The sequence below is a fragment of the Nocardiopsis baichengensis YIM 90130 genome (assembly GCF_000341205.1).
Classification (GTDB): Bacteria; Actinomycetota; Actinomycetes; order Streptosporangiales; family Streptosporangiaceae; genus Nocardiopsis_A; species Nocardiopsis_A halophila.
On record NZ_ANAS01000006.1, the window covers coordinates 286,186 to 306,993 of the forward strand.

16 protein-coding genes are annotated in these 20,808 nt (G+C 75.9%); 4 read left to right on the plus strand and 12 right to left on the minus strand.

What is annotated here, in order from left to right; translation table 11 throughout:
* Positions 1–110 precede the first annotated feature (110 nt).
* A complete protein-coding gene (locus tag C892_RS0107480) occupies positions 111–3,554 on the plus strand; it encodes an ATP-dependent helicase (RefSeq protein WP_017556708.1) in 3,444 nt (1,147 codons plus the stop codon).
* Positions 3,555–3,894: 340 nt separating this feature from the next.
* Here C892_RS0107480 and C892_RS32570 read toward each other — a convergent pair whose 3' ends face one another.
* The 7 genes from C892_RS32570 to C892_RS0107515 all read right to left on the minus strand — a co-directional run bounded on the left by C892_RS32570 (position 3,895) and on the right by C892_RS0107515 (position 10,573).
* Entirely contained in the window at positions 3,895–5,019 is a 1,125-nt protein-coding gene (locus C892_RS32570) for a type III PLP-dependent enzyme domain-containing protein (RefSeq protein WP_017556709.1), read from the minus strand.
* A 145-nt stretch (positions 5,020–5,164) separates the two neighbouring features.
* Positions 5,165–5,812: an RraA family protein gene (locus C892_RS0107490; protein ID WP_017541793.1), complete on the minus strand. Its 648-nt coding sequence runs from the start codon at positions 5,810–5,812 to the stop codon at positions 5,165–5,167.
* Positions 5,813–5,870: 58 nt separating this feature from the next.
* Complete coding sequence (locus C892_RS0107495; protein ID WP_017556710.1) at positions 5,871–7,286, minus strand: TRAP transporter large permease; 1,416 nt, start codon at positions 7,284–7,286, stop codon at positions 5,871–5,873.
* The gene (locus C892_RS0107500) at positions 7,283–7,888 is read right to left on the minus strand and encodes a TRAP transporter small permease subunit (RefSeq protein ID WP_017556711.1); all 606 of its coding nucleotides are present in this window, start codon (positions 7,886–7,888) and stop codon (positions 7,283–7,285) included. The genes C892_RS0107495 and C892_RS0107500 overlap by 4 nt, the downstream gene beginning before the upstream one ends.
* Positions 7,885–8,997: a C4-dicarboxylate TRAP transporter substrate-binding protein gene (locus tag C892_RS0107505; RefSeq protein ID WP_017556712.1), complete on the minus strand. Its 1,113-nt coding sequence runs from the start codon at positions 8,995–8,997 to the stop codon at positions 7,885–7,887. Before C892_RS0107505 ends, C892_RS0107500 begins: the two co-directional genes overlap by 4 nt.
* A gap of 2 nt (positions 8,998–8,999) precedes the next feature.
* Positions 9,000–9,800, minus strand: coding sequence for a carbon-nitrogen hydrolase family protein (locus C892_RS0107510; RefSeq protein WP_017556713.1), 801 nt, complete (start codon positions 9,798–9,800; stop codon positions 9,000–9,002).
* Positions 9,800–10,573 (minus strand): HpcH/HpaI aldolase family protein, encoded by a 774-nt coding sequence (locus tag C892_RS0107515; protein WP_017556714.1) that lies wholly within the window; start codon positions 10,571–10,573, stop codon positions 9,800–9,802. The genes C892_RS0107510 and C892_RS0107515 overlap by 1 nt, the downstream gene beginning before the upstream one ends.
* 125 nt (positions 10,574–10,698) lie before the next feature.
* Here C892_RS0107515 and C892_RS0107520 point away from each other — a divergent pair, with 125 nt between their 5' ends.
* Positions 10,699–11,391, plus strand: a complete 693-nt coding sequence (locus tag C892_RS0107520) for a GntR family transcriptional regulator (RefSeq protein ID WP_017556715.1) — start codon at positions 10,699–10,701, stop codon at positions 11,389–11,391.
* A gap of 23 nt (positions 11,392–11,414) precedes the next feature.
* On the opposite strand, the gene C892_RS0107525 is transcribed toward C892_RS0107520, so the two are convergent.
* The 3 genes from C892_RS0107525 to C892_RS0107535 form a co-directional block, all read right to left on the minus strand.
* Positions 11,415–12,698: an acyltransferase family protein gene (locus tag C892_RS0107525; RefSeq protein WP_051060493.1), complete on the minus strand. Its 1,284-nt coding sequence runs from the start codon at positions 12,696–12,698 to the stop codon at positions 11,415–11,417.
* Between the two features lie 1,132 nt (positions 12,699–13,830).
* Positions 13,831–14,499 carry a response regulator gene (locus C892_RS0107530; RefSeq protein ID WP_083932817.1) on the minus strand — a complete coding sequence of 223 codons (669 nt, stop codon included), beginning with the start codon at positions 14,497–14,499 and terminating at the stop codon, positions 13,831–13,833.
* A gap of 9 nt (positions 14,500–14,508) precedes the next feature.
* Positions 14,509–16,815: an ATP-binding protein gene (locus C892_RS0107535; protein ID WP_239647298.1), complete on the minus strand. Its 2,307-nt coding sequence runs from the start codon at positions 16,813–16,815 to the stop codon at positions 14,509–14,511.
* A 612-nt stretch (positions 16,816–17,427) separates the two neighbouring features.
* Between C892_RS0107535 and C892_RS0107540 the strand changes: the two genes are divergently transcribed.
* The gene (locus C892_RS0107540) at positions 17,428–18,804 is read left to right on the plus strand and encodes a dipeptidase (protein WP_017556718.1); all 1,377 of its coding nucleotides are present in this window, start codon (positions 17,428–17,430) and stop codon (positions 18,802–18,804) included.
* A gap of 51 nt (positions 18,805–18,855) precedes the next feature.
* Positions 18,856–19,836 carry an NAD(+) diphosphatase gene (gene nudC / locus C892_RS0107545; protein WP_017556719.1) on the plus strand — a complete coding sequence of 327 codons (981 nt, stop codon included), beginning with the start codon at positions 18,856–18,858 and terminating at the stop codon, positions 19,834–19,836.
* A gap of 56 nt (positions 19,837–19,892) precedes the next feature.
* Here nudC and C892_RS0107550 read toward each other — a convergent pair whose 3' ends face one another.
* Both C892_RS0107550 and C892_RS0107555 read right to left on the minus strand, forming a co-directional pair.
* Positions 19,893–20,375: an ANTAR domain-containing protein gene (locus C892_RS0107550; RefSeq protein ID WP_017556720.1), complete on the minus strand. Its 483-nt coding sequence runs from the start codon at positions 20,373–20,375 to the stop codon at positions 19,893–19,895.
* A gap of 99 nt (positions 20,376–20,474) precedes the next feature.
* Positions 20,475–20,735, minus strand: coding sequence for a mycoredoxin (locus C892_RS0107555; RefSeq protein ID WP_017541807.1), 261 nt, complete (start codon positions 20,733–20,735; stop codon positions 20,475–20,477).
* Positions 20,736–20,808 lie beyond the last annotated feature (73 nt).

The window sequence follows — 20,808 nt, forward strand, 5'->3', positions numbered from 1 at the left end:
GACGGCACGACGGCGCCGACGGCGCCGACGGCACTGGCGGCACTGGCGGCACTGGTGGCACCGACAGAAGCGACGGCACCGGAGGCCGCGGCACGGGAAGGGGGTCGGCGATGAGCGACGCGCAGGACACGGACGGGCCGGAGGCCCCGGTGCGGCCGCGGCGGATCCTCACGCCCGCCGAGATCTCCCGGCTGCTCGGACAGCCCGAGCCCACCGCCGAGCAGGCGCAGGTCATCGCCGCCCCGCTGGGGCCGTCGGTGGTCGTGGCCGGAGCCGGGTCCGGCAAGAGCGAGACCATGGCCGGCCGGGTGGTCTGGCTGGTCGCCAACGGGTACGTCCGGCCCGAGCAGGTGCTGGGCCTGACCTTCACCCGCAAGGCCGTCTCCGAGCTGGCCGAGCGGGTGCGCAAGCGCCTGGACCAGCTGCGCGCGGTGGACCAGGTCCCGGCCGAGGTCCTCGACGGCGAACCGGAGGTGGCCACCTACAACTCCTACGCCGCCCGCCTGGTCGGCGACCACGCGCTGCGCGAGGCGGTCGAGCCCTCCACGCGGCTGCTGAGCGTGGGGCAGAGCTGGCAGCTGGCCGCCCAGGCCGTCGCCGCCTACGACGGCCCGATGGACGCGGTCGACGTCGCCCCGGCCACCGTCACCGACCGGGTGCTCGCCCTGGCCGGCGACCTCGCCGACCACCTGCGCACCCCCGACGACGTGCGCGGTGTGGGGCGCTGGATCCGCGAGCGCGCGGCCGTGCTCCCGGCCCGGGAGCGGACCAAGGACACCACCGGCGCCCTGGAGGCGGCCCAGGCCACCCGCGAGCAGCTGCTCCCGCTGGTGGAGCGGTACACCGCGGCCAAGGCGGCACAGGAGGCCATGGACTTCGGCGACCAGGTGGCGCTGGCCGCCCGCATCGCCGAGCGCCACCCCGAGGTCGGCATGGCCGAGCGCAGCCGGTACCGGGTGGTCCTGCTCGACGAGTACCAGGACACCAGCCACGCCCAGCTGCTCCTGCTGCGCGCGCTGTTCGGGGGCGGCCACCCGGTCACCGCCGTGGGCGACCCCTGCCAGTCCATCTACGGCTGGCGGGGCGCCAGCGCCGGGAGCCTGAAGAGCTTCCCCACCGACTTCCCGGAGGGGCCGGGGCGCCCGGCGCCGGTGCGTGTGCTCGCCACCAGCTTCCGCAACGGCGAGCGGGTCCTGTCGGTGGCCACCCGGGTCTCGGAGCCGCTGCGGGCCGAGGGGGCCGAGGTGCCGGTGCTGCACCCCGGCCCGGCACGGCGCGGGCGCGGGGCGGTGACCTGCGCCCTGCTGCCGACCGAGACCGAGGAGGCCGCGTGGATCGCGCGGACGGTGGAGTCGGCGATGCAGGAGGGCGCCCAGGGCGCGGCCCCGGACGGGCGCCCCTGGCCCGAGGGCGAGGGCGGCTCCGGGCTGACGCCCGGCGGGGTCGCGGTGCTGTGCCGCAAGCGCTCCCAGTTCGCCGCCGTGCGCGAGGCCCTGGAGGCGCGCGGCATCCCGGTGGAGATCGTCGGGCTGGGCGGGCTGATGACCGTGCCCGAGGTGCGCGACGTCATCGCGGCGCTGCGGGTGGTGCACGACCCGTCGGCCGGCAACGAGCTGGCGCGGCTGCTGACCGGCCCGCGGCTGCGGCTGGGGCCGCGGGACCTGGTGGCGCTGGGGGAGAGGGCCGCCGAGCTGGTGCGGGAGGCCCGGCGGGACCTGACCGGTGCGGCGTCCCGGGCGCCCGAGCGCGGCGGCGCCGACGGGCCGGCGGAGGCGGAGGGCGAGGGGGCCGGTCCGGGCGCGGCCCCCGGCGAGAACCTGCTGCGCGACACCGTGCTGGACCTGACCGCCGAGAGCGGCAGCCTGGTGGACGCCCTCGACGACCTGGGGTCCGCCGAGCGGTACTCCGAGGCCGGGTACGAGCGGCTGGCGATGCTGGCGGCCGAGCTGCGCGGGCTGCGCAAGCTCGCCGGGCAGCCGCTCCCGGACCTGATCGCCGAGGTCGAGCGGGTGCTCGGGCTGGACATCGAGGTCGCGGCGCGGCCCGGGCGCGACCCGATGGCGGCGCGCGCGGACCTGGACGCGTTCATGGACGCGGCGGTGCGCTTCGCCGGGAGCAGCGACGACCCCACGCTGGCGGCGTTCCTGACCTACCTGCGCTCGGCCGAGGGGGCCGAGCGGGGGCTGCAGCCGGGGGAACGGGTCGGCGCCGGCGACACGGTGAAGCTCATGACGGTGCACGCCGCCAAGGGGCTGCAGTGGCCGCTGGTGGTGGTACCCGGACTGGCCGGCGGAGGGGGGCGCTCGTCCGTCTTCCCGACCAGCCCCCGCGAGTCCGGGGGGTGGGTGCGCCACGCCCACCAGCTGCCCTACCCGCTGCGGGGGGACGCGGCGGGGCTGCCCCGCCTGGACGACGTGGACAAGGCCTCGGTCAAGGCGTTCAAGGAGGCCGAGAAGGAGCGCCACCTGATGGAGGAGCGCCGGCTCGCCTACGTCGCCGTGACCAGGGCGTCCTTCGCGCTGGTGTGCACGGGGCACTGGTGGGGGCGGGACAGCGCCTCCAAGCGCGGGCCGTCGCCGTTCCTGGAGGAGGTCCGGGAGGCGTGCGAGGCCGGTGCCGGTCGGGTGGCCGCCTGGGCGCCGCCGCCGGAGGAGGGCGAGGAGAACCCGCAGACCTCGGGCGCGGAGCCGGTCGAGTGGCCGCTGCCTCCGGAGGAGCTCTCCGGCGCGGAGGCGCGGCGCCACCGCGGCCTGGAGGCCGGGGCCGCGCTGGTCGAGCGGGCGGCCGAGGAGGGCGCGGCGTGGGCGGAGGCCCTGGAGCGGTCGCCGCTGTCGGCGCGGGCGCGCCGGCGCCTGGACGGCTGGGCGCGCGACACCGAGCTGCTCTTGGCGCACCGGGCGTCCGAGGCCGGGGGGCCGGACCCGGTGGAGGTGGAGCTGCCCGCGCACCTGTCGGTGTCGTCGCTGGTGGTGCTGGCGCGCGACCCGGAGGCGCTGGCGCGCCGGATCCGCCGGCCGATGCCGCGGCCCCCGGCCCCGCACACCCGGCGGGGGACGGCCTTCCACTCCTGGCTGGAGCAGCGGCACGGGCAGCAGAGCCTGCTGGGCCCCGACGAGCTGCCGGGGGCCGCGGACGAGACCGCCGGGGAGGACGACGAGGACCTGGAGGAGCTGCGGCGCCGGTTCGAGGAGAGCGAGTGGGGCGGCCGGGTGCCGCTGGACGTCGAGGTGCCGTTCGAGACGGTGATCGGCGACCGGCTGGTCCGGGGGCGGATGGACGCGGTGTTCCGGGACCCGGGGACCGGGCGCTACGACGTGGTCGACTGGAAGACGGGGCGGCCCCCGGAGAGCGGCCGCGAGCGCGCGGCGGTGGCGGTCCAGCTGGCGGCCTACCGGTTGGCGTGGGCGGAGCTGGCGGGAGTCCCGCTGGAGGAGGTCGGCGCGGCGTTCCACTACGTACGCGCGGGCGAGACGGTCCGCCCGTCGGACCTGCCGGACGCCGACGGCCTGGCGGCCCTCCTGGACCGCATCCCCGACCCGGGCGACGGAGCCTGAGGACCGGGCGGCCCGCCCGGCTGGAGGCGGCGGCCCCGCCGCCCCCGTCCCTGCTGAGGGACGCCGAAGGCCCGTCCCGGGAGAGAAGCCGACCGAGCCCGCCAGGCGTCAGTGGACGAGCGGCGTGCCGACCGGTACGGCCGGAGGCCGGGCGTGTCCTGTCGGTGGACGAGTGGGGTTCCGACCGGCACGGCCGGAGGGTCCTTTCCCGTGGAGGCATGTGACGGGCGCCGGTGTTGGAGCCGCGTGGTGGAGGCGGGGCGCCCGTTCGGTCCTGATCGGGTCCTGGGGCCCAGGTGTCGAGGAGCTTGTGGGGACCGGTCTCGCCGGGGACGCCTCGTCAGCCGGTGCCCAGACAGTGGACCTGCGGCCCCGGTGTGCGGGGGGCCGGGTCGGACGGTGCCGCGGGGAACGCCACGAGGTCGCCCGGGCGCAGGCGTTCCACCGGGGCCGGGGGGAACCGCGCCGTGTCGGGGCCCGACCCGCGGAAGGCCACGGTCACCGGCTCGTCCACCAGCTCCGGGCGGTTCCACGGCCGGTCCCAGACGTCGTCCCGCGGCACCACCGCGAACCCGGCGGCGTCGGGGGCGGGGGAGCGCCCGGCGGCCACCAGGGCGTAGGCGCGGCCGCGGCGGTGCTTCACGTCCAGCACCGGGGTCAGGAACCAGCCGGACCAGGCCGCGCCGGGCGCCGACGCCAGGATCGCGACCCGCTCCCCCGAGGGCGCGCGTCCCACCGGGACCGGCGACCGGCCCCCGCCGGCCGCGTCGGGCGCACCGGGGAGCGCCGCGGTGAAGGCGTATTCCGGTGCGGAGATCCCGAACATCGAGCTCCACGGGCGCAGCGCCTCCACAGGGGCGGCGATGTCGGGAGGGCGCCCGACGGGTGCCGTGGCGGCGAACCCCAGGACCCGCACCGCAGGGTCCGCCCCGAGCACCTCGGCGCACTCCACCAGCGCGGCGGCGTCCATCCCCGCCCAGGGGGCGCCGGGCGCGGTGTCGGGGTCGGGTTCGGCACGGTCCCCGGGGGAGGGGTCGGCGCTCAGGAGTACGCCGACCGGGTACCCCGCGCGGCGTGCCAAGTGCTCCAGAAGGCGCAGCTCGCCCGGGCTGTCGGCGAGCACCACCGCTTCGGCGCGGGCGGCGTCGGCGACCACGGACTCCAGGTCGGCCGCGGTCTTGCCCGCGCCGGTGAGCACGGTCCGCCGCCCCGGGCACTCGCGCAGCACGGTGCGCAGCGCGGGGACCGTCTCGACGAGGAAACCCGTGGTGTGCGGGGCGAGGGCCCCGGCCGCACCGGGCGGCGGGTCGGGCAGGGGCAGGTAGAGGTCGAACGCGCCGGGCAGGAGCGCCCGCAGCGCGCGGGCGTGCCCGGTCATGAGGGGGAGGTCGTGGACGCACACCGGGAGGCTCTCAGGGGAGAGCTTCAGGGCGTGCTCGTGGACGCGCTTCGGCAGCTCGATCATGGGGGCTCCAACGATGGCCGGTCGCTGGTGAGGTCCTACCCCGGGGAGCCCCGACATACTGGCCGGTTCGGCCCGAACCGAGCGAATGCGAACGGCGGGGCCCGCCCCTCCCCGGGGCCGGGCCCCGCCGTCCTGCGGCGCGGCCTCAGGGGCGGTACTTCGCGGCGCCGGAGAACTCCGCGATGGAGCCGCCGTTCGCGATCGACTCCCGCGCCGGGGCCTCGGCGTCCTCCTTCGCCTTCAGGAGGGCCCCGAGGCCCACGGCCTCCCCGGGGGAGAGGAACGCGGCCCCGTCGGAGTCGGCGAACACGACGTCCCCCGGGTGCACGACCGCGCCCCCGACGGTGACCGGCACGTTGATCGCCCCCTCGATCCCGGCGATGCGGGTGGTCAGCGGGCTGTACCCGCGGGAGAGCACCGGGAAGCCGTAGGCGCGGGTCTCGTCGTGGTCGTTGACCGCCCCGTCGATCACCGCGCCCACGGCGCCGCGGGCCTTGGCGGTGAACGAGACCAGGCCCCCGAAACAGGAGCGGGCGCGGTCGCCGGACTGGTCCACGACGAGGACGTCGCCGGGGCGCAGCATGTCGACCGCCATGTGGACGGCGGTGGAGTCCAGGTGGGGGATGCGCACCGTGACGGCCGTGCCGGTGAACCGCAGCGGGCGCCGGTTCGGCTGCAGGCCGAGGGCGAAGCCGTGGTCGCGCAGGTGGCCGAGGGTCGAGACGCACACCCCGCCGAGCTCGGCGGCGATGTCCTCGTCGATCTGCCGGGGCATGTCGTTGACGGTGAACACGGCGGTTCCTTTCGAAGGGCGGACAGGGGAAGGGGAACGGCGGCGCGGAGGCGGCGGGCTACCGTGCGCTCGACAGGGACGGGATGAGGGTGACGATCCCGGGGAAGGCGATGAGGGCCGCCACGACCACCGCGTCGGCGGCGATGAACGGCAGGATTCCGCGGAAGATGCGGCCCAGGCCGGCCTCGGGGACCGCCCCCGAGTACACGAACGCGTTCATCCCGACCGGCGGCGTGATCAGCGCCATCTCGGCGACCTTCACGATGAGCACGCCCAGCCAGATGCCGTCGAAGCCGTACCCGACGAGGATCGGGTGCAGCAGCGGCGCCGCGACGAGGATCATCGAGATCCCGTCGAGGAACATGCCCAGCGGCAGCAACAGCAGCAGGCACAGCACCAGCACGGCGTAGGGCGCCAGGTCGGCGCCGATGACGGCGTCGACCAGCGCGGTGCTCGCCCCGGACAGCGCGAGGAAGTACGTGAACACCCCGGCGCCGACCATGAGCAGGAACGTCATGGCGGTCAGCCCGACCGCCTCGCCGACGGAGTCCCCGACGGCGCGCAGCCAGCGGGGCGGGCGGGTGCGGATGAGCAGGATGACCAGCGCGGACAGCGCCCCGAAGGAGGCGGCCTCGGTGGCGGTGGCCAGACCGAGGTAGATCGTCCCCACGGACACCAGGAAGATGACCACGAGGAACAGGAACCCGGTGATGTCCGGCCGGGGGTGCGGAGCGTCCCCACCGGCCCGATCTCCGGCCCCGGCGGCGGGCGCCTGCTCCTGCGCCTCCGGGGTCTCCTCCGCCCCCCGAGCGTCCGGGGCCCCCTGTGCGTCCTGCGCGCCCGCGCGGGTCTTCCGGCGCCGGCGGACGAGCACCGTCAGCACGATGGTGGCCGCGTAGAGCAGGACCGTCAGCAGGCCCGGGCCGATGCCCGCGAGCAGCAGGTGCCCGATGCTCTCCTCGGTGACCACGCCGTACAGGACGAGCACGATGGACGGCGGGATGAGGACGCCGAGCGTCCCCCCGGCGCACACGACGCCGGCCGCGAGGCGGATCCCGTGCCCGGCCCTGGTGATCGCGTCGGTGGACACCCGCGCCATGGTCGCCACGGTCGCGACGCTGGACCCGGTGACCGCCGCGAACAGCCCGGACCCGGACAGCGACGCGAGCGCGGTCCCGCCCGGCAGGCGGCGCAGCACCCGCGAGGCGAGATCGAACCCCGCCTGCGCCAGCCGCGCCCGGACGGCGAACACCCCCATGAGGATGAACAGCGGGATGATCGTCAGCGAGTAGTCGGCCGCCGTGGAGAACGGCTGGTTGGCGACCGTGCTGACCGCCGCCTCCGGTCCCCGCAGCAGGACGATGCCGGCCAGACCCGCCGCCATGAGCGCGATGCCGACGTGGAGCCGGATCGCGAGCAGGGCCAGGAAGAGCGCCAGGACGGCGATGACGATGACGAGCGTTCCGGCGGTCATCGGTCGCCCCCTTCCTCGCGGTGCGTGTGGTCGCGGTGCGTGTCGTCGTGGTGCGCGGTCCGGGGCCGCTCCGGTGCGGCGCCGGCCCCCTCCGCCTCCGGCACCTCGCCGGAGCGGAGGGCGCGCAGCTCCAGGGCCGCCTTCCCGACCGCGACGGCGAAGAAGAGCAGGAAGGACGCGAAGAGCACGAGCTTGGCGGGCCAGGTGGCGAGCCGGAGGATGTCGTTGGTCGTCTCCCCGCGGTCGACCGCGGAGACCAGGACCTCGCCCAGCCCCCAGACCATCAGGGCCCCGAGGGCGGCCAGGAGCACCACCCGGACGCCGGAGAGGACGGCGCGCGCCCGCAGGCCCAGCCGCATCTCGACGAGGCCGACCGAGACGTGCTGCCCGCCGATCTCCGCCGAGGCCAGGCCGAGGAAGGCGATGGCCACCAGGAGCAGCGTCGAGATGTCCACCGTCCCCAGGACCGACTGGTCCCGCAGGTTGCGGCTGACGACGTCGGCGACGGTCAGCAGCATCAGGGCCAGGAGCAGCAGTCCGGCGGCGAGGTTGAACGCGGTGGCGACCGCCGCGGCCGCCCGGGGGATGCGCAGGCGCCTCATCGCTCCGCCCCTTCCATGCAGTCGACCAGCGGGGCGGTGTAGTCGGAGGCCGCGGTCTCCTCGTCGATGATCCGCCGGTAGTCGTCGAGCACGGACTGCGCGTCGTAGCCGCGCTCCTCGTAGCGGGCGACCCACTCCTCGGCCACCCCGGCCTCCTCCTTCCAGGCCGAGACCTCCTCGTCGGGGAGGGAGGTGAACTCCGCACCGGCGGCGGTCAGCTCCTGGCACGCGGTGTCCCCGAGCGCGTCCATCTCCTCCAGTCCGTTGGCGATGCCGTTGCCGGCGGCGCCGGTCAGCGCCTCCTGGTACCCCTCGGGCATGGACTGGAAGAGGTCCTCGTTGACGACCACGATCGAGGACGAGTACGCCCCGATGCCGGGATCGGTGATGTAGGGCGTGGTCTCCGACAGGCCGAAGGTGGGCAGGTTGGCCAGGGCGAGGGCGGTGTAGCCGTCCACGACGCCGCGGGTCATCGACTCGTAGATGTCGGTGGCCGTCATCGCGACCGGGTTGGCGCCGGCGGCGAGCATGACCTCCGAGGTCAGCCCGCCCGAGCGGATGCTCGTGCCGCGCAGGTCCTCCAGGCTCCCCACCCTCTCCTGGGTGCCGATCGCGTTGAGGCCCAGCGGGAGGGGGAAGAGGAGGCGCACGCCCTGCCGGTCGAAGTCCTCCCGGTAGGTCGCGTTCTCCTCGTAGAGCCGCTCGATCGCCCTCATCTGCACCTCGGGGTTGCCGGTCTCGAACGGCAGCTCGACCACCGTGAACATCGACAGGTCCGATGCGGCGTAGATGGACCCGACCTGGGCGGCGTCGGCGCGCCCGTCCAGCGTCGCCTGGACCGCCTCGTCGGCGTCGACGAGGCTCTGCGAGTAGTGGAGGCGGACGGTGACCCCGCCGCCGGTCCGCTCCTCGACCTCGTCGGCCCAGCGCTGGGCCGCGCGCGACTGGTCGGAGGTCGGGCTGGAGTAGGTCGTGTAGTGCAGGACGTAGGTGTCCGCGGTGCCGCAGGCGGTGAGTCCGACCGCGGCGGCCGCCAGCGCGGTGCCCGCGGCGGCGGCCGCGGTGAGCCGCCGCGCGCCGCGGCGGGGGTGGTGCGCACGTGGCCTCATGGTCAGCCTCCTGCGGGTGCCACGCGGTAGCGCCGCAGGGACAGGGCGGGGTTGACCGTGCGGACGTGGTCGATCCGGTCGCGCTCCAGGGCGGCCGTGCCGATGCCGGGCGCCTCGCCGAGCGCGGCGACGGCGACGCCCATCGGGTCCACGATGGCGCTGTTGCCCGCCCCGGCCGGTCCGCTCTGGCCGGCCGCGAGCACGTAGACGGTGTTCTCGATCGCCCGGGCGCGCACCAGGGTGTTCCAGTGGTACTCCTTGAGCGGGCCGGGCACCCACTCGGCGGGCAGGGCGACGGCGTCGGCCCCCGCGTCGGCCAGGACCCGCGAGGTCTCCGGGAACCGCAGGTCGTAGCAGGTCTGCATGCCCACGGTGAAGCCGTCGACCTCCAGCAGCCGCGGCTCGCGCGGGTCGGCGGGGATGACCCGGTCGGACTCCCGGTAGCCGAATGCGTCGTAGAGGTGCACCTTGCGGTAGACGGCCGCGATCCCGCCGTCCTGGAGGCCGACGAGGGTGTTGTGGATGCGCCCGTCGCCGGCCGCCTCGTTGACCCCGGCGATCACGGTGAGGCCGAGGCCGGCGGCGACGGTGCGGATGCGGGTCACGGCGGGCCCGTCGAGCGGCTCGGCGCTGTCGACGAACCGGTCGTCCATGGCGGGCGCGGTGAAGACCGCGTACTCGGGGAGCACGGCCAGGCGGGCGCCGCGTGCGGCGGCCTCGCCCAGCAGCGCCTCGATCGACGCCAGGTTCGCGGCCTTGTCCTCGCCGGGCGCGAACTGGACGACGGCGGCGGTCAGGCTCATCAACGGCTCCTCTGCTCGTTCTCGATCTTCCGCAGGGCGTCGAGCGCGCCGGTGAACCCGGACAGCAGCGCCCCGTACTGCATGGTCGTGACGATGGTCCCGGCCCCCTCCTCCACGGCCAGGCGCTTCTCCGCCTCGCTCCAGGCGGGCAGGGTCCACGGCTTGCCCGCGGCCCGCGCGGCGCGGGCCAGCCTGCGCAGATCGGCCAGGTCGTCCCCGCCGACGGTGTAGGCGCCGCGGCCGCGGCGCAGCGACAGGTCGGAGGGGCCGATGAAGACGCCGTCGACGACGGGCAGGGCGAGGATCGCCTCGACCTCCTCGAACGCCGAGGCGTCCTCGATCATGGGGTAGCAGCGCGTGCCGGCGTCCTGGTCGGCGACCCAGGCGTCGGTGAACCCGCGGTAGCCGGAGGTCCGGCCCCCGGCGAAGGAGCGGTCGCCGAGCGGGGGGAACTTGGCGTAGCCGCAGACCCTCCTGGCGTGCTCGGCGGACTCGATGTGGGGAATGGCCACGGCGTCCGCGCCGAAGTCCAGGGCCTGCTGGACGGGTCCCCGCTCCGGGCCGAGCACCTTGGCGACGACGTCCATGCCGGTGCTGCGGGCGAACGGGATCAGCCAGTCCAGGGCCGCCAGGTCGAACAGGCCGTGCTCGATGTCGAGGACGACGGTGCCGTACCCGGCCAGGTGCGCCATCTCCACGGCGGCGGCGGAGGGCTCCGTCAGCCAGACGGCGTGTCCGGTGTCCCGTTGTTGGGGCGTGCTCTGCTCGGGCATGGTGCGGGTTCCCCCTGGTCGTGCGCTTGCGGATGCGGACGGATGTGACGCGCGGCATCGGTGCGCGTGGTGTGGACGACATGTATACACGTAGTATGCCGAGGTTGTAAAGGTAGGCTGAGGCCGTGTCAGACCAAAGGAACAGCGGCAAGGACAGCGGCAACGGCGGCACGACCGGTCAATCGCGGCCTTCGGCCCGCGACCGCGCCTACGACTGGATCGGCTCGGCCATCCTGACCGGGGTGTACGCCGAGGGGCAGTTCCTCGACGAGGTCGCCCTGGCCCAGGAGGTCGGGACCTCCCGGACGCCCGTGCGCGAGGCCCTCCACCGCCTGCAGGCCGAGCGCTTCGTCGAGCTCGTCCCCCGCCGCGGTGCCCAGGTCAGGGTCGTCAACGCCAAGGAGATGAAGGAGATCTACCAGGCGCGGTTCGTCATCGAGTCGGACGCCGCGCTCCGGATCTGCGAGCGGGGCCGCGGCGCCCCCGCCGGGTTCACCGAGCTCATCGAGGCGATGGAGGCCGCCGGCCGCAGGCGCGACTGGAACGAGATGGCCCAGCTCGACCAGGCCTTCCACGCCTCCCTGGTCCGGCACCAGGGCAACGCCGTGCTGGCCGAGATGTACGACGCGATGCGTCCGCGGCAGGTCCGCCTGTCCGTGCGGACGATCACCGAGGCCCCCGAGCGCCTGCCGGTCATCGAGCGCGAGCACCGCGAGCTCGCCGCGGCCCTCGCCGCGAACGACGGGGAGCGCAGCGTTGACCTGCTGAAGGTCCACCTCCGGGAGGTGCCCGAGCTCGTCCGGGCCTTCTCCGAATAGCGCGGACCAGGGCGCGGCGCCGATCAGGCCAGGTGGACCGCGGCCAGGGCGAACGCGGCGGCGCCCGCGCCGACGACCGCCCGGAAGGGGAGCGAGGCCGCGATCCCGCGCCATGGGCCCTCGAAGCGCCGGAGCGCGATCGAGCACGCGGCCAGGAGCAGCGCGAACACCGGCAGCCAGGCGAGCCGCGCGGCCACCCACCCCGCGCCGTCGGGCGCCGAGGTCAGCCCGGGGACGGGTGGGCCGGCCGCCGCGGCGGCCAGCGCGGGCAGGGACGCGGCCGTCAGGTGCCAGCAGAAGACGGTCAGCGCAGCGAGGTTCACCGCGGCCACGGGCGCCCACGCGGCGGGTCGGCGCAGCAGCCGCTCCAGCGGGCCGCGCAGCAGGACGGCGGCGCTGATCTGGACCGCGGCCAGGGCCGGGACGAACAGCGACGGCGGGTTGAGGTTGGAGCGGTCGGCCCCGGGCAGGCCCACCGCGCTCGCCGGGTAGCCCAGGACGGCCACCAGTACCGCGAGGGCGGCGGCGCCGCCGGCGAGCAGGGCCCAGGCCCGGCCGCGGGCGAGGCGGCCGCGGGCCCAGGAGATGCCCAGCAGATAGGCGAACAGCCAGGCGGGCAGCACCGAGGCCAGGCCGGCCCAGGCGGGGACCGGCGTCGTCCACGGGCCGTACAGGAGGAGGTCGACGGCGGCGACGGGGAGCACCAGGGCGGCCGCGGCCCCGAGGCCGATGCGGCGCTCGACGGCGACCGCGACCGGGGTGAGCAGGGTCGCGGCCGTGTACACGGCGATGAACCACAGCGGTTGGAGCACCAGCAGCACCAGGCTGCGCACGGTGGCCTCGGGGACCCCGGCGACCGGGAGGAGCGCGGCGGCGGCGCCCCAGGCGGCGGCGACCAGCACCACGGGGCGGCCGAGCCGGCGGGTCCGGGAGAGCAGCCAGGAGCGCTCGGGCTCCCCGCGCTCACGGGCGCGGTCCAGCGCGAGGGCCGACACGTAGCCGCCCACCAGGAAGAACAGGGCGAGTGTCTGGAGGACCCAGCTCAGGGGCGCGAGTCCGGGCAGGTCGCGCAGCGGGCTGGAGATCCGCAGGCCGCCGTCGGCCCAGAGGACGAGGGCGGTGACGAACCAGTGGCCGAGCACGATCCCGCACACGCCGAGGGCGCGCAGCCCGTCGAGCGCCCGTTCGCGGTCCGGCGGTGTGGCGGCGTCGAACCGGTCGGCGGTCCTGGTCAGGGAGCGCCGGACCGAGGCGGCGGCGCGCACCGGAAGGCGCGTGAACGCGTGTGCCGTCCTGCCACCGCCCATGACCTCCCCCGAACCGGTCGCAAGCGCCGCTCGGCGCCCTCGTCGTCCTCATCTCCATTGATGCCCGCCGGGGCCGCCGTCGTCGTCGCCCGTGAGAGGGATGTGCCGGATGCCCCCGGAGGGCGGGGGCGGGGGTCCGGCACGTGCGGTGGAGGGGGTGGTGGAGGGGGTTTTCCCGGTCGGGTCAGGTCGTTGCCGTGTCGGTGTCGCCAGGGGCGGGCGAGGGTCGGCGGCAACGGGGCCGTTGGCAACGGGGGAGGAGTCATGGGCCGAGGCCGGTCACCACTGCTACTGCCGCCCGACGGACCACGCGCCGGGGCCCCTGGTCACGGGGCGGGTCAGCGGCCACCGGGGGGGCGGCGACGGCCCCTCACGACGCCCTCGTCGATCTCGGGGAAGCCGGGGTAATACCGGCCGGTATTACCCCGGCTTCCCCGAGATCGACGGCGAGGAAGGGGGTCCACTCCGGTACCGGCCGGTTCCTGGTCACCTGGAGTGAGGGGGAGGTCGGTAAAGGGTGCCGGTGTTCCGGTTGCTGGGGTGTCAGGTACCGAATCCGGTTCTGGTCTGGCCGCCGCCGCACGCCCGCCCGGCTCCGGGCCCCGATCCGGGGCGCCCACGGGCCCGGTCCCCGGCGTCTGCTCCGCGGGGGCCTTGGCATGTGCGCCGGGGAGCGCGCCCCCGGCTTCCGGGCGTCGCCCCCCCGGCGTCCCGTCGGCCCGGGGCCCGGCCGACACCCCGGAGCGGGGTACCCGCTGTCCCGTTGTCGCCGCCTTGTCCTGGGCCGCGAGGAACCAGTCGGCCGACCGGCGACGCCGGGGAACCGCCCCGCTTCCTCGTCGCCGCTTCCGCCCGGCACCCCGTCGGCCCGCCGCCCTGCGAACAGCCCGGAGCGGGGTACCCGCTGCTCCGTTGTCGCCGCCCTCACCGGCGACCATTCGTCGGCCCTGCGCCTTACTCCGCCACCCGTCAGGGGCGCCGACCTTTTCCGTCGTCGGCCGAGCCATGCTCTGTCGGCGGGCGATGGACGATGGGCGGCGGTCGGCGGGCGGTGGTCGTTGCGGCAGGGAGGGGAACGGGAAGCGCCTCGGACCGTTCACGGCCCTGGCCTCTGTCCGGGCCCCGAGGGAGGTCAGACGATGCCGTTCTCGTAGGCGAACACCACCGCCTGGGTGCGGTCCCGGAGGTCGAGCTTCATCAGCAACCGGCCCACGTGGGTCTTGACCGTCTGCTCGGAGACCACCAGCTCATCGGCGATCTCGCCGTTGGACAGCCCCTTGGCCACCAGCCTCAGGACGTCGGCCTCGCGCGGGGTCAGGTCCGCGTAGGCCTCCGGGCGGGCCGTCGCCCGCTCCCTGCGGCGGGCGGCGATGTCGGCGATCAGGCGCTTGGTGACCGACGGCGCCAGCAGCGCGTCCCCCCGCGCCACCGTGCGCACCGCCGCGCGCAGGTCGTCCACGGGCGCGTCCTTCAGCAGGAACCCGCTGGCCCCCGCCCCCAGCGCCTCGTACACGTACTCGTCGAGGTCGAAGGTGGTCAGCACCAGCACCCGGGCGGCGTCCTCCCCGTCCTGCGACGGGGCCTGGGCGGTGATCCTGCGGGTGGCCTCCAGGCCGTCCATCGCGGGCATGCGCACGTCCATGACGACCACGTCCGGCCGGTGCTCCTCCACCAGGCGCACCGCCTCCCGGCCGTCGTCGGCCTGGGCCACCACGCTGATGTCCTCGGCCGCGTCCAGCAGCGCGGCGATCCCGTCGCGCACCATGGCCTGGTCGTCTGCGACTATCACGGTGATCGGCACCGGACCACCCTACTGCGGACCGCCCGCCTCCAGCGGCAGACGGGCCACCACCTCGAAGCCGCCGTCGGCCGTCGGCCCGGTCCGCAGCGACCCGCCGAGGACCGCCGCCCGCTCCCGCATGCCGACCAGGCCGTGCCCGCCCGCCCCGAGGCCCTCGGCGTCCTCGTGCGGCGCCCCCTCGGCGGGCCCGTTGGCCACCCGCACCTCCAGTGCACCGTCCACCGGAGACAGCGCGACCTCGACCCGCGCCCCCGGGGCGTGCTGGGCGGCGTTGCTCAGCGCCTCCTGGACGATCCGGTACGCCGAGCGCTCCACCGCCTCGGACGGTTCGACCTCCCCCGAGCGGTCGTCCAGCTCCACCCGCATGCCCGCCGTCCGCGCGCCGTCCACCAGCTCGCCGAGGCGGTCCAGCCCGGGCTGCGGCGCGCGCTCGGCCTCCTCGCCCTGCTCCCGGAGCAGCCGCACGACCCTGCGCATCTCGGTCAGCGCCTCGCGCGCGGCGTCGCGCACGGTGGTGAAGGTCTCCGCGGCCCCCTCGGGCAGCCCCGGGTACTTGTAGGGCGCCGCCTCGGCCTGGATGGCGATCATCGACATGTGGTGCGAGACCACGTCGTGCAGCTCCCGGGCGATGCGCGAGCGCTCCTCCAGCGCCGCCTGCCGGGCGTGCTCGCGGCGGCGCAGCTCCGCCTCGCGCGCCAGCTCCCGCTGGGCGGCCAGGCGCCCCCGCACGTTCGCCCCCAGCGCCGCGATGCCCGCGGCCAGGGCGCACGGCCACAGGGTCTGCAGCAGCGGGGCGCCCGCCAGCGGCGCGGCGGGCAGGAACGCGGCGAGCGAGGTGGCGGCGGCCACCCCCGCCGCCACCCGGCCGCCGTGCGCGACGGCGACCGCGTACACCAGCACGGCCATGACCACCAGCCCCGCCGCCGGCCACGGCCACAGGTCGTGGGGCGGGGCCCCGAACGCGCCGATGGAGGCGACCGCCAGGACCAGGCCCCCCAGCCCCAGCCGCCACGCCAGGAGAGGGGCCACCGGAACCAGCGCCAGCGGGAGCCCCGCCGCCGCCCCCAGCGTCCACGCCAACGGGTGCGGCAGCTGGTGGAACAGGGCCAGCTGCACCCCGGCCACCGCCGAAGCGCCGACCGAGGCCGCGACCAGCACGCCCCAGGCGATCCACTCGCGGGCCAGCACCTTCGGCCCCGGCCGCGCGCCGGAGGCGGGCGGCGGCGGGTCCCCCTCGGCGGGCATCAGCAGCCACAGGCACGCGTACACCCCGAGCGCGACCACGGCCGTGCCCGGCGTCAGCAGCACCGCCGCCGCCCGCAGGGCGATGCGCCCCGACCGGGAGTGGGGGACGAAGGCCGCGCACACGCCCGCGATCAGCCGGGTGTCCCGGGGGCGCCGCGGCCCGCCGAGCAGCCGCATGGGGCCGCCGGGCCTGCGCACCGGGGTCCGCCACAGCGCGTCGACGACCCCGTCCACCACCGGGATCGAGGAGCGGTCGGGCGGCGGCGGGGACGGCGCGGCGCGCAGACCGCTCTCCTCGCGGCGCACCCGCACGTTGTCCCCGACCACCAGGGCGGCGACGGCGGTGAAGGCGTACACCAGCGCGTCGGAGAGGTCGCGCCCGGAGAACATCCCCTGCACGAGGAAGACGACGGCGGTGCCCCCGACCACGATCGCGACCCCGCGGTGGTACTGGGCGCCGATGAGGAAGAGCACGATCAGCAGCGGCGGCAGGGCGAGGTCGGGGACGCCCGTCTCGACCGGGATGTCGCGCGGCAGGAAGAACGCCGTGGCCATTGCGGGCACCATCAGCCGCCACGTCAGCAGCGGAGAGCGCGCGAGCAGCAGCATGGGGGCGCCGGAGGCGATGCCCACGGCCAGCGCCGTCAGCCGGTCGACGCCGAGGTCGTGCAGTTCGGGCCCGATCGCCCAGGCGGTGAACAGCGCCGCGGCGACCAGGATGAGCTGCCGGTTCGCGGCGGCACGCCCGCGGGCACGCGGCCGCCCGGCGGCGTGCACCAGCCACAGCAGGGGGTACAGCAGCACGGGGAGCACGGTCAGGACGAAGAGCCGGCGCACGCGCCGCACCGGCCGCCCGGACCGGGCGGCCGCCTCGGCGCAGACGCCGCCGACGAGGGGGCGGGGGACCGGTTCGGGCGCGGGGGCGGGCAGGATCCGCTCCAGCTCGGAGGGGGCCCGCCACAGGGCGTCGTAGAAGGCCCTCCCGAACCGGGACGGTGCGCCCGCCCCGCGCTCGTCGCCGACCGCGCCCTCGCCCATGCCGCTCCTGCCCGTGAAGCCTTCGTGGTGCACGCCGTTCCCTGCCCCGAAGCACAGGCTGCCCCGAAGCACAGGGGTGCCCGTCGAACGTTAGGCCGGGACGGGGGACGGTGCCATCACCCCACGGCGTGACATCGCGTGTGCGCTCTCGGGGGCGTCCCCGTGGAGGGAGGGCCGCGTCTGAGCAAGGTGCCTGGGCACGACGCCCTGCCGCGGCCCGGAACACGCCACGTGCTTGCCTCCGGTGCCGTTGTCCGTGTCAGCGTCAGCCCCGTGTCGTCACTGCGCTGGGCGGCCTCAGGCCGCTCGATCCCGGGCGGGGCAGGCCGCCTGCCGCGCCCCGACCGGGGCGCGGCGGCCGTGTCGGATCGGGCGGATGGCAGCGCCGCCACTGAATGCGACGTCCCTCCGGCAGGTACGGGCCCGGTGACGGCGTCCCGCGGCCCCGCCTGGTCGCGAGGGGCGGGGCCTGCGTCCCGGCCCTGGGCGGGGTCGCCGGGTTCGCCTCGGGGCCCTGCCTGGCTCCTGGGGCGCGGGTGGGGAGCGGTCGTCGCGTGCCCGTGTCGGGCGGGGATCATCGGAGGACTACCCTCGTTAACGGCCCACAAGGCCGGAGTCGGAACGGAAAGGCAACGGTGCCGCCGCATGGACGCACGCGGATACATCGAGGAGCACCGCGGCGAGTTCGTCGCCGCCCTCAAGGAATGGCTGGCCATCCCCTCGGTCTCGGCCGACCCCGACCGGCACGGGGACGTCCGCAGGTCCGCCGAGTGGCTCGTGCGCCACCTCGAACGGACCGGGTTCCCCACGGTCGAGGTCTGGGAGACCCCCGGTCTGCCCGCCGTATTCGCCGAGTGGCCCGCCGCCGACCCCTCCGCGCCCACCGTGCTCGTCTACGGCCACCACGACGTCCAGCCCGCCGACCCGGCCGAGGAGTGGGACACCGCCCCCTTCACCCCCGTCGAGCAGGGCGACCGGCTCATCGGCCGCGGCGCCTCCGACGACAAGGGCCAGGTCCTCTTCCACGCCCTGGGCGTGCGCGCCGGCCTGGCCGCCTCCGGGGCCGGTGCCCCGCCGGTCACCCTCAAGCTCCTCATCGAGGGCGAGGAGGAGTCCGGCTCCCCGAACTTCGCCGACCTGCTGCGCGACCGCCGCGACCGCTTGGGCTGCGACGTGGTCGTCGTCTCCGACACCACGATGTGGGCGGCCGACACCCCCTCCATGTGCGTGGGCATGCGCGGCCTCACCGACTGCCAGGTCGACCTGTACGGCCCCGACCGCGACCTGCACAGCGGGTCCTTCGGCGGCGCCGTGCCCAACCCCGCCGCCGCCATGGCCGACCTGCTCTCCGGCCTGCACGACGCCGACGGCCGCATCGCCGTGCCCGGCTTCTACGACGACGTCGTGGAGATCGGGGAGGAGGAGCGCGACCTCATCGCCCGGCTCCCCTTCGACGAGGCCGAGTGGCTGGCCACCGCCTCCAGCTTCGCCGCCTCCGGCGAGGCCGGGTACAGCACCCTGGAGCGCACCTGGGTCCGGCCGACGGCCGAGATCAACGGCATGTGGAGCGGCCACACCGGCTCCGGCGGCAAGACCATCGTCCCCAAGTCCGCCCACGCCAAGCTCAGCTTCCGCCTGGTGCCCGACCAGGAGCCGCTGCGCATCCAGCAGGCCGTGCGCGCCTACGTGGAGGCGAACGTCCCCGACGGCGTGTACGCCGAGGTGTCCTTCTCCGGCCCCGGAGTGCGCCCCTGCGCCTCGGACCTGTCCTCGGCCGCCGTGCGGGCCGCCCGCGCCGCCATGTCCCGCGCCTTCGGCACCGAGGTCCTCTACACCCGCGAGGGCGGCAGCGGCCCCGAGGCCGACCTGGCCGACATCCTCGGCGCCCCGCTGGTGTTCGTCGCCGTCGGGCTCGACGACGACCGCATCCACGCCCCCAACGAGAAGGTGGAGGTCCCCCTCCTCCTCAAGGGCGCCGAGAGCGCCGCCTACCTGTGGGAGGACCTGGCCCGCGGCGTCTGACCCCCGCCCGCCGCCCTCCCCGACGCACCCCTTGGACCCAGGAAGGCCCGGATGGACACGCCCGACCCCACGCCCCTGCTGTCACGCAGCGCCGTCGACATGGCCGGCCACCGGCGCGGCGACCAGGAGTGGCTGGACAAGGCGTGGGCCGACCCCGCCACACGGGTGCTGGTGCTGGAGGGCGGCGACGCGACCACCTACGGGTGGCGCAACCTGCTGGCCCGCCAGTCGCGGGCGCTGGTGCGCGACGAGGGGGACCGGGTCGGGCTGGTGTACACCGGCACCGGCCAGGCCCCTCCGGGCGAGCGCTTCCTGCTCGGAGCCGACGACGAGGGGCGCGCCTACTTCGCTGTGCTGGCCCAGGGGGAGAGCGGCGCCTTCGACCGGGCCGGACGGGAGCCGGGCGTGCGGGAGGCGTCCCTGCGCGAGGCCGGGGCGGTCCTGGACGACGCCGAGGCCGGCCTGCTCACCCACGCCGTCGCCCTGGCCAACTGGCACGCCGCGCACCCGTTCTGCCCCATGTGCGGGGGGCCGACCCGCACCTCGGCCGCCGGGCACGTGCGGGTCTGCGAGCGCGAGGGCACCGAGCAGTTCCCGCGCATGGACCCCGCGGTGATCATGCTGGTGCACCGGGAGCGCGACGGGGAGGAGCAGTGCCTGCTCGGGCACAACCCCGCCTGGCCGGAGAACCGCTACTCGGTGCTGGCGGGGTACGTCGAGCCCGGGGAGTCCCTGGAGCAGGCGGTCGTGCGGGAGGTCGCCGAGGAGGTGGGGGTCGCCGTCGAGGACCCGCGCTACGTCTCCTCGCAGCCCTGGCCGTTCCCGCGCAGCCTGATGCTCGGTTTCACGGCGCGCGCCGTCGGCGAGGCCGAGCGCACCGACGCCGAGGAGATCACCGACGTGCAGTGGCTGTCCCGCCGGGAGCTGCACGCGGCCGCCGAGAGCGGACGGGTCGTGCTGCCCGGCCGGGTGTCCATCGCCCGGCTGCTCATCGAGCAGTGGTACGGCGGGCGCCTTCCCGGCGCGTGGTGAGCGGGCCGGTCCGCGCCGGACGCCGGTGTGCGGCCCGGACGCGGGCCGCGCTCGGATCAGCTCCGGCCGTTGCCCGCCTCGGCCGCCGACCCGGCGCTGGCGAGCTCGCCGGGCAGCGGGGTGAGCGGGTTGGTGCAGCTGGAGACCACGTCCCGGGACAGCTCGGCGACCTTGCGCCCGCGCGAGCGGGCCGCCGAGCGCAGCCGCTCGAAGGCCTCCCGCGGGGCGAGCCGGTGGCGCTCGGCCAGCACCCCGATGGCCTGCTCGACGACGACCCGGGTCTGCAGCGCGTGCTCCAGCTGCGCCACGGTGATGCGCAGCCGCTCGACCTCGGTGGCGTCGTCGCTGGCGCGCGGCGGCGCCGGCGGCGCCGGGGCGGCGCCCTGTTCCTCGGCCCCCAGGATGTCGGCCAGGACCATGGCGTTGACCAGGTCGGGGACCTCCTCGCCCTGCACGCTCCAGCCGCCGGGCGTGCGCCGGATGACCCCCGCCTCGGCCGTCGTCTCGTCGCCGTCTCTGATCTGGCTGTGTGCTGCCACGTGGTCCCCCTTGTGGTGTCTGCCCCGGCCGGCCCGTGCGGTGCGGGCCGGCCGGGCGGCGCGGCGCGCCCGGGAGGTGCCGCCCGGAGGCGGCCCGCCTCAGGCGAGCGCGGCGATCTTCTCCTTGACCTGCTTGGCGGACGGGTTGGTCAGCGCCGTGCCGTCGCCGAACAGCACGGTCGGAACCGTCTGGTTGCCGCCGTTGACCTGCATCACGTACTCGGCCGCGGACGGGTCCTGTTCGATGTCCACCTCTGTGAGCGTGATGCCCTCCCGCGCCAGCTGGCTCTTGAGCCGTTTGCAGAAGCCGCACCAGGGCGTGGTGTACATCGTGATCGGATCGGTGCTCGGGGTGGTCATCGAACCTCTCCTCATTCCGTCGAACAGGTCGTCGCCGGTGCACGCCGCCCGAAGGCGATCAGAACACCGCCTA

Excerpts from the sequence above, each read along its gene's own strand:
- C892_RS0107480 (WP_017556708.1), top strand. The coding sequence starts at position 111 with ATGAGCGACGCGCAGGACACGGACGGGCCGGAGGCCCCGGTGCGGCCG.
- C892_RS32570 (WP_017556709.1), bottom strand. The coding sequence starts at position 5,019 with ATGATCGAGCTGCCGAAGCGCGTCCACGAGCACGCCCTGAAGCTCTCC.
- C892_RS0107495 (WP_017556710.1), bottom strand. The coding sequence starts at position 7,286 with ATGACCGCCGGAACGCTCGTCATCGTCATCGCCGTCCTGGCGCTCTTC.
- C892_RS0107500 (WP_017556711.1), bottom strand. The coding sequence starts at position 7,888 with ATGAGGCGCCTGCGCATCCCCCGGGCGGCCGCGGCGGTCGCCACCGCG.
- C892_RS0107505 (WP_017556712.1), bottom strand. The coding sequence starts at position 8,997 with ATGAGGCCACGTGCGCACCACCCCCGCCGCGGCGCGCGGCGGCTCACC.
- C892_RS0107510 (WP_017556713.1), bottom strand. The coding sequence starts at position 9,800 with ATGAGCCTGACCGCCGCCGTCGTCCAGTTCGCGCCCGGCGAGGACAAG.
- C892_RS0107515 (WP_017556714.1), bottom strand. The coding sequence starts at position 10,573 with ATGCCCGAGCAGAGCACGCCCCAACAACGGGACACCGGACACGCCGTC.
- C892_RS0107525 (WP_051060493.1), bottom strand. The coding sequence starts at position 12,698 with ATGGGCGGTGGCAGGACGGCACACGCGTTCACGCGCCTTCCGGTGCGC.
- C892_RS0107540 (WP_017556718.1), top strand. The coding sequence starts at position 17,428 with ATGGACGCACGCGGATACATCGAGGAGCACCGCGGCGAGTTCGTCGCC.
- nudC (WP_017556719.1), top strand. The coding sequence starts at position 18,856 with ATGGACACGCCCGACCCCACGCCCCTGCTGTCACGCAGCGCCGTCGAC.
- C892_RS0107555 (WP_017541807.1), bottom strand. The coding sequence starts at position 20,735 with ATGACCACCCCGAGCACCGATCCGATCACGATGTACACCACGCCCTGG.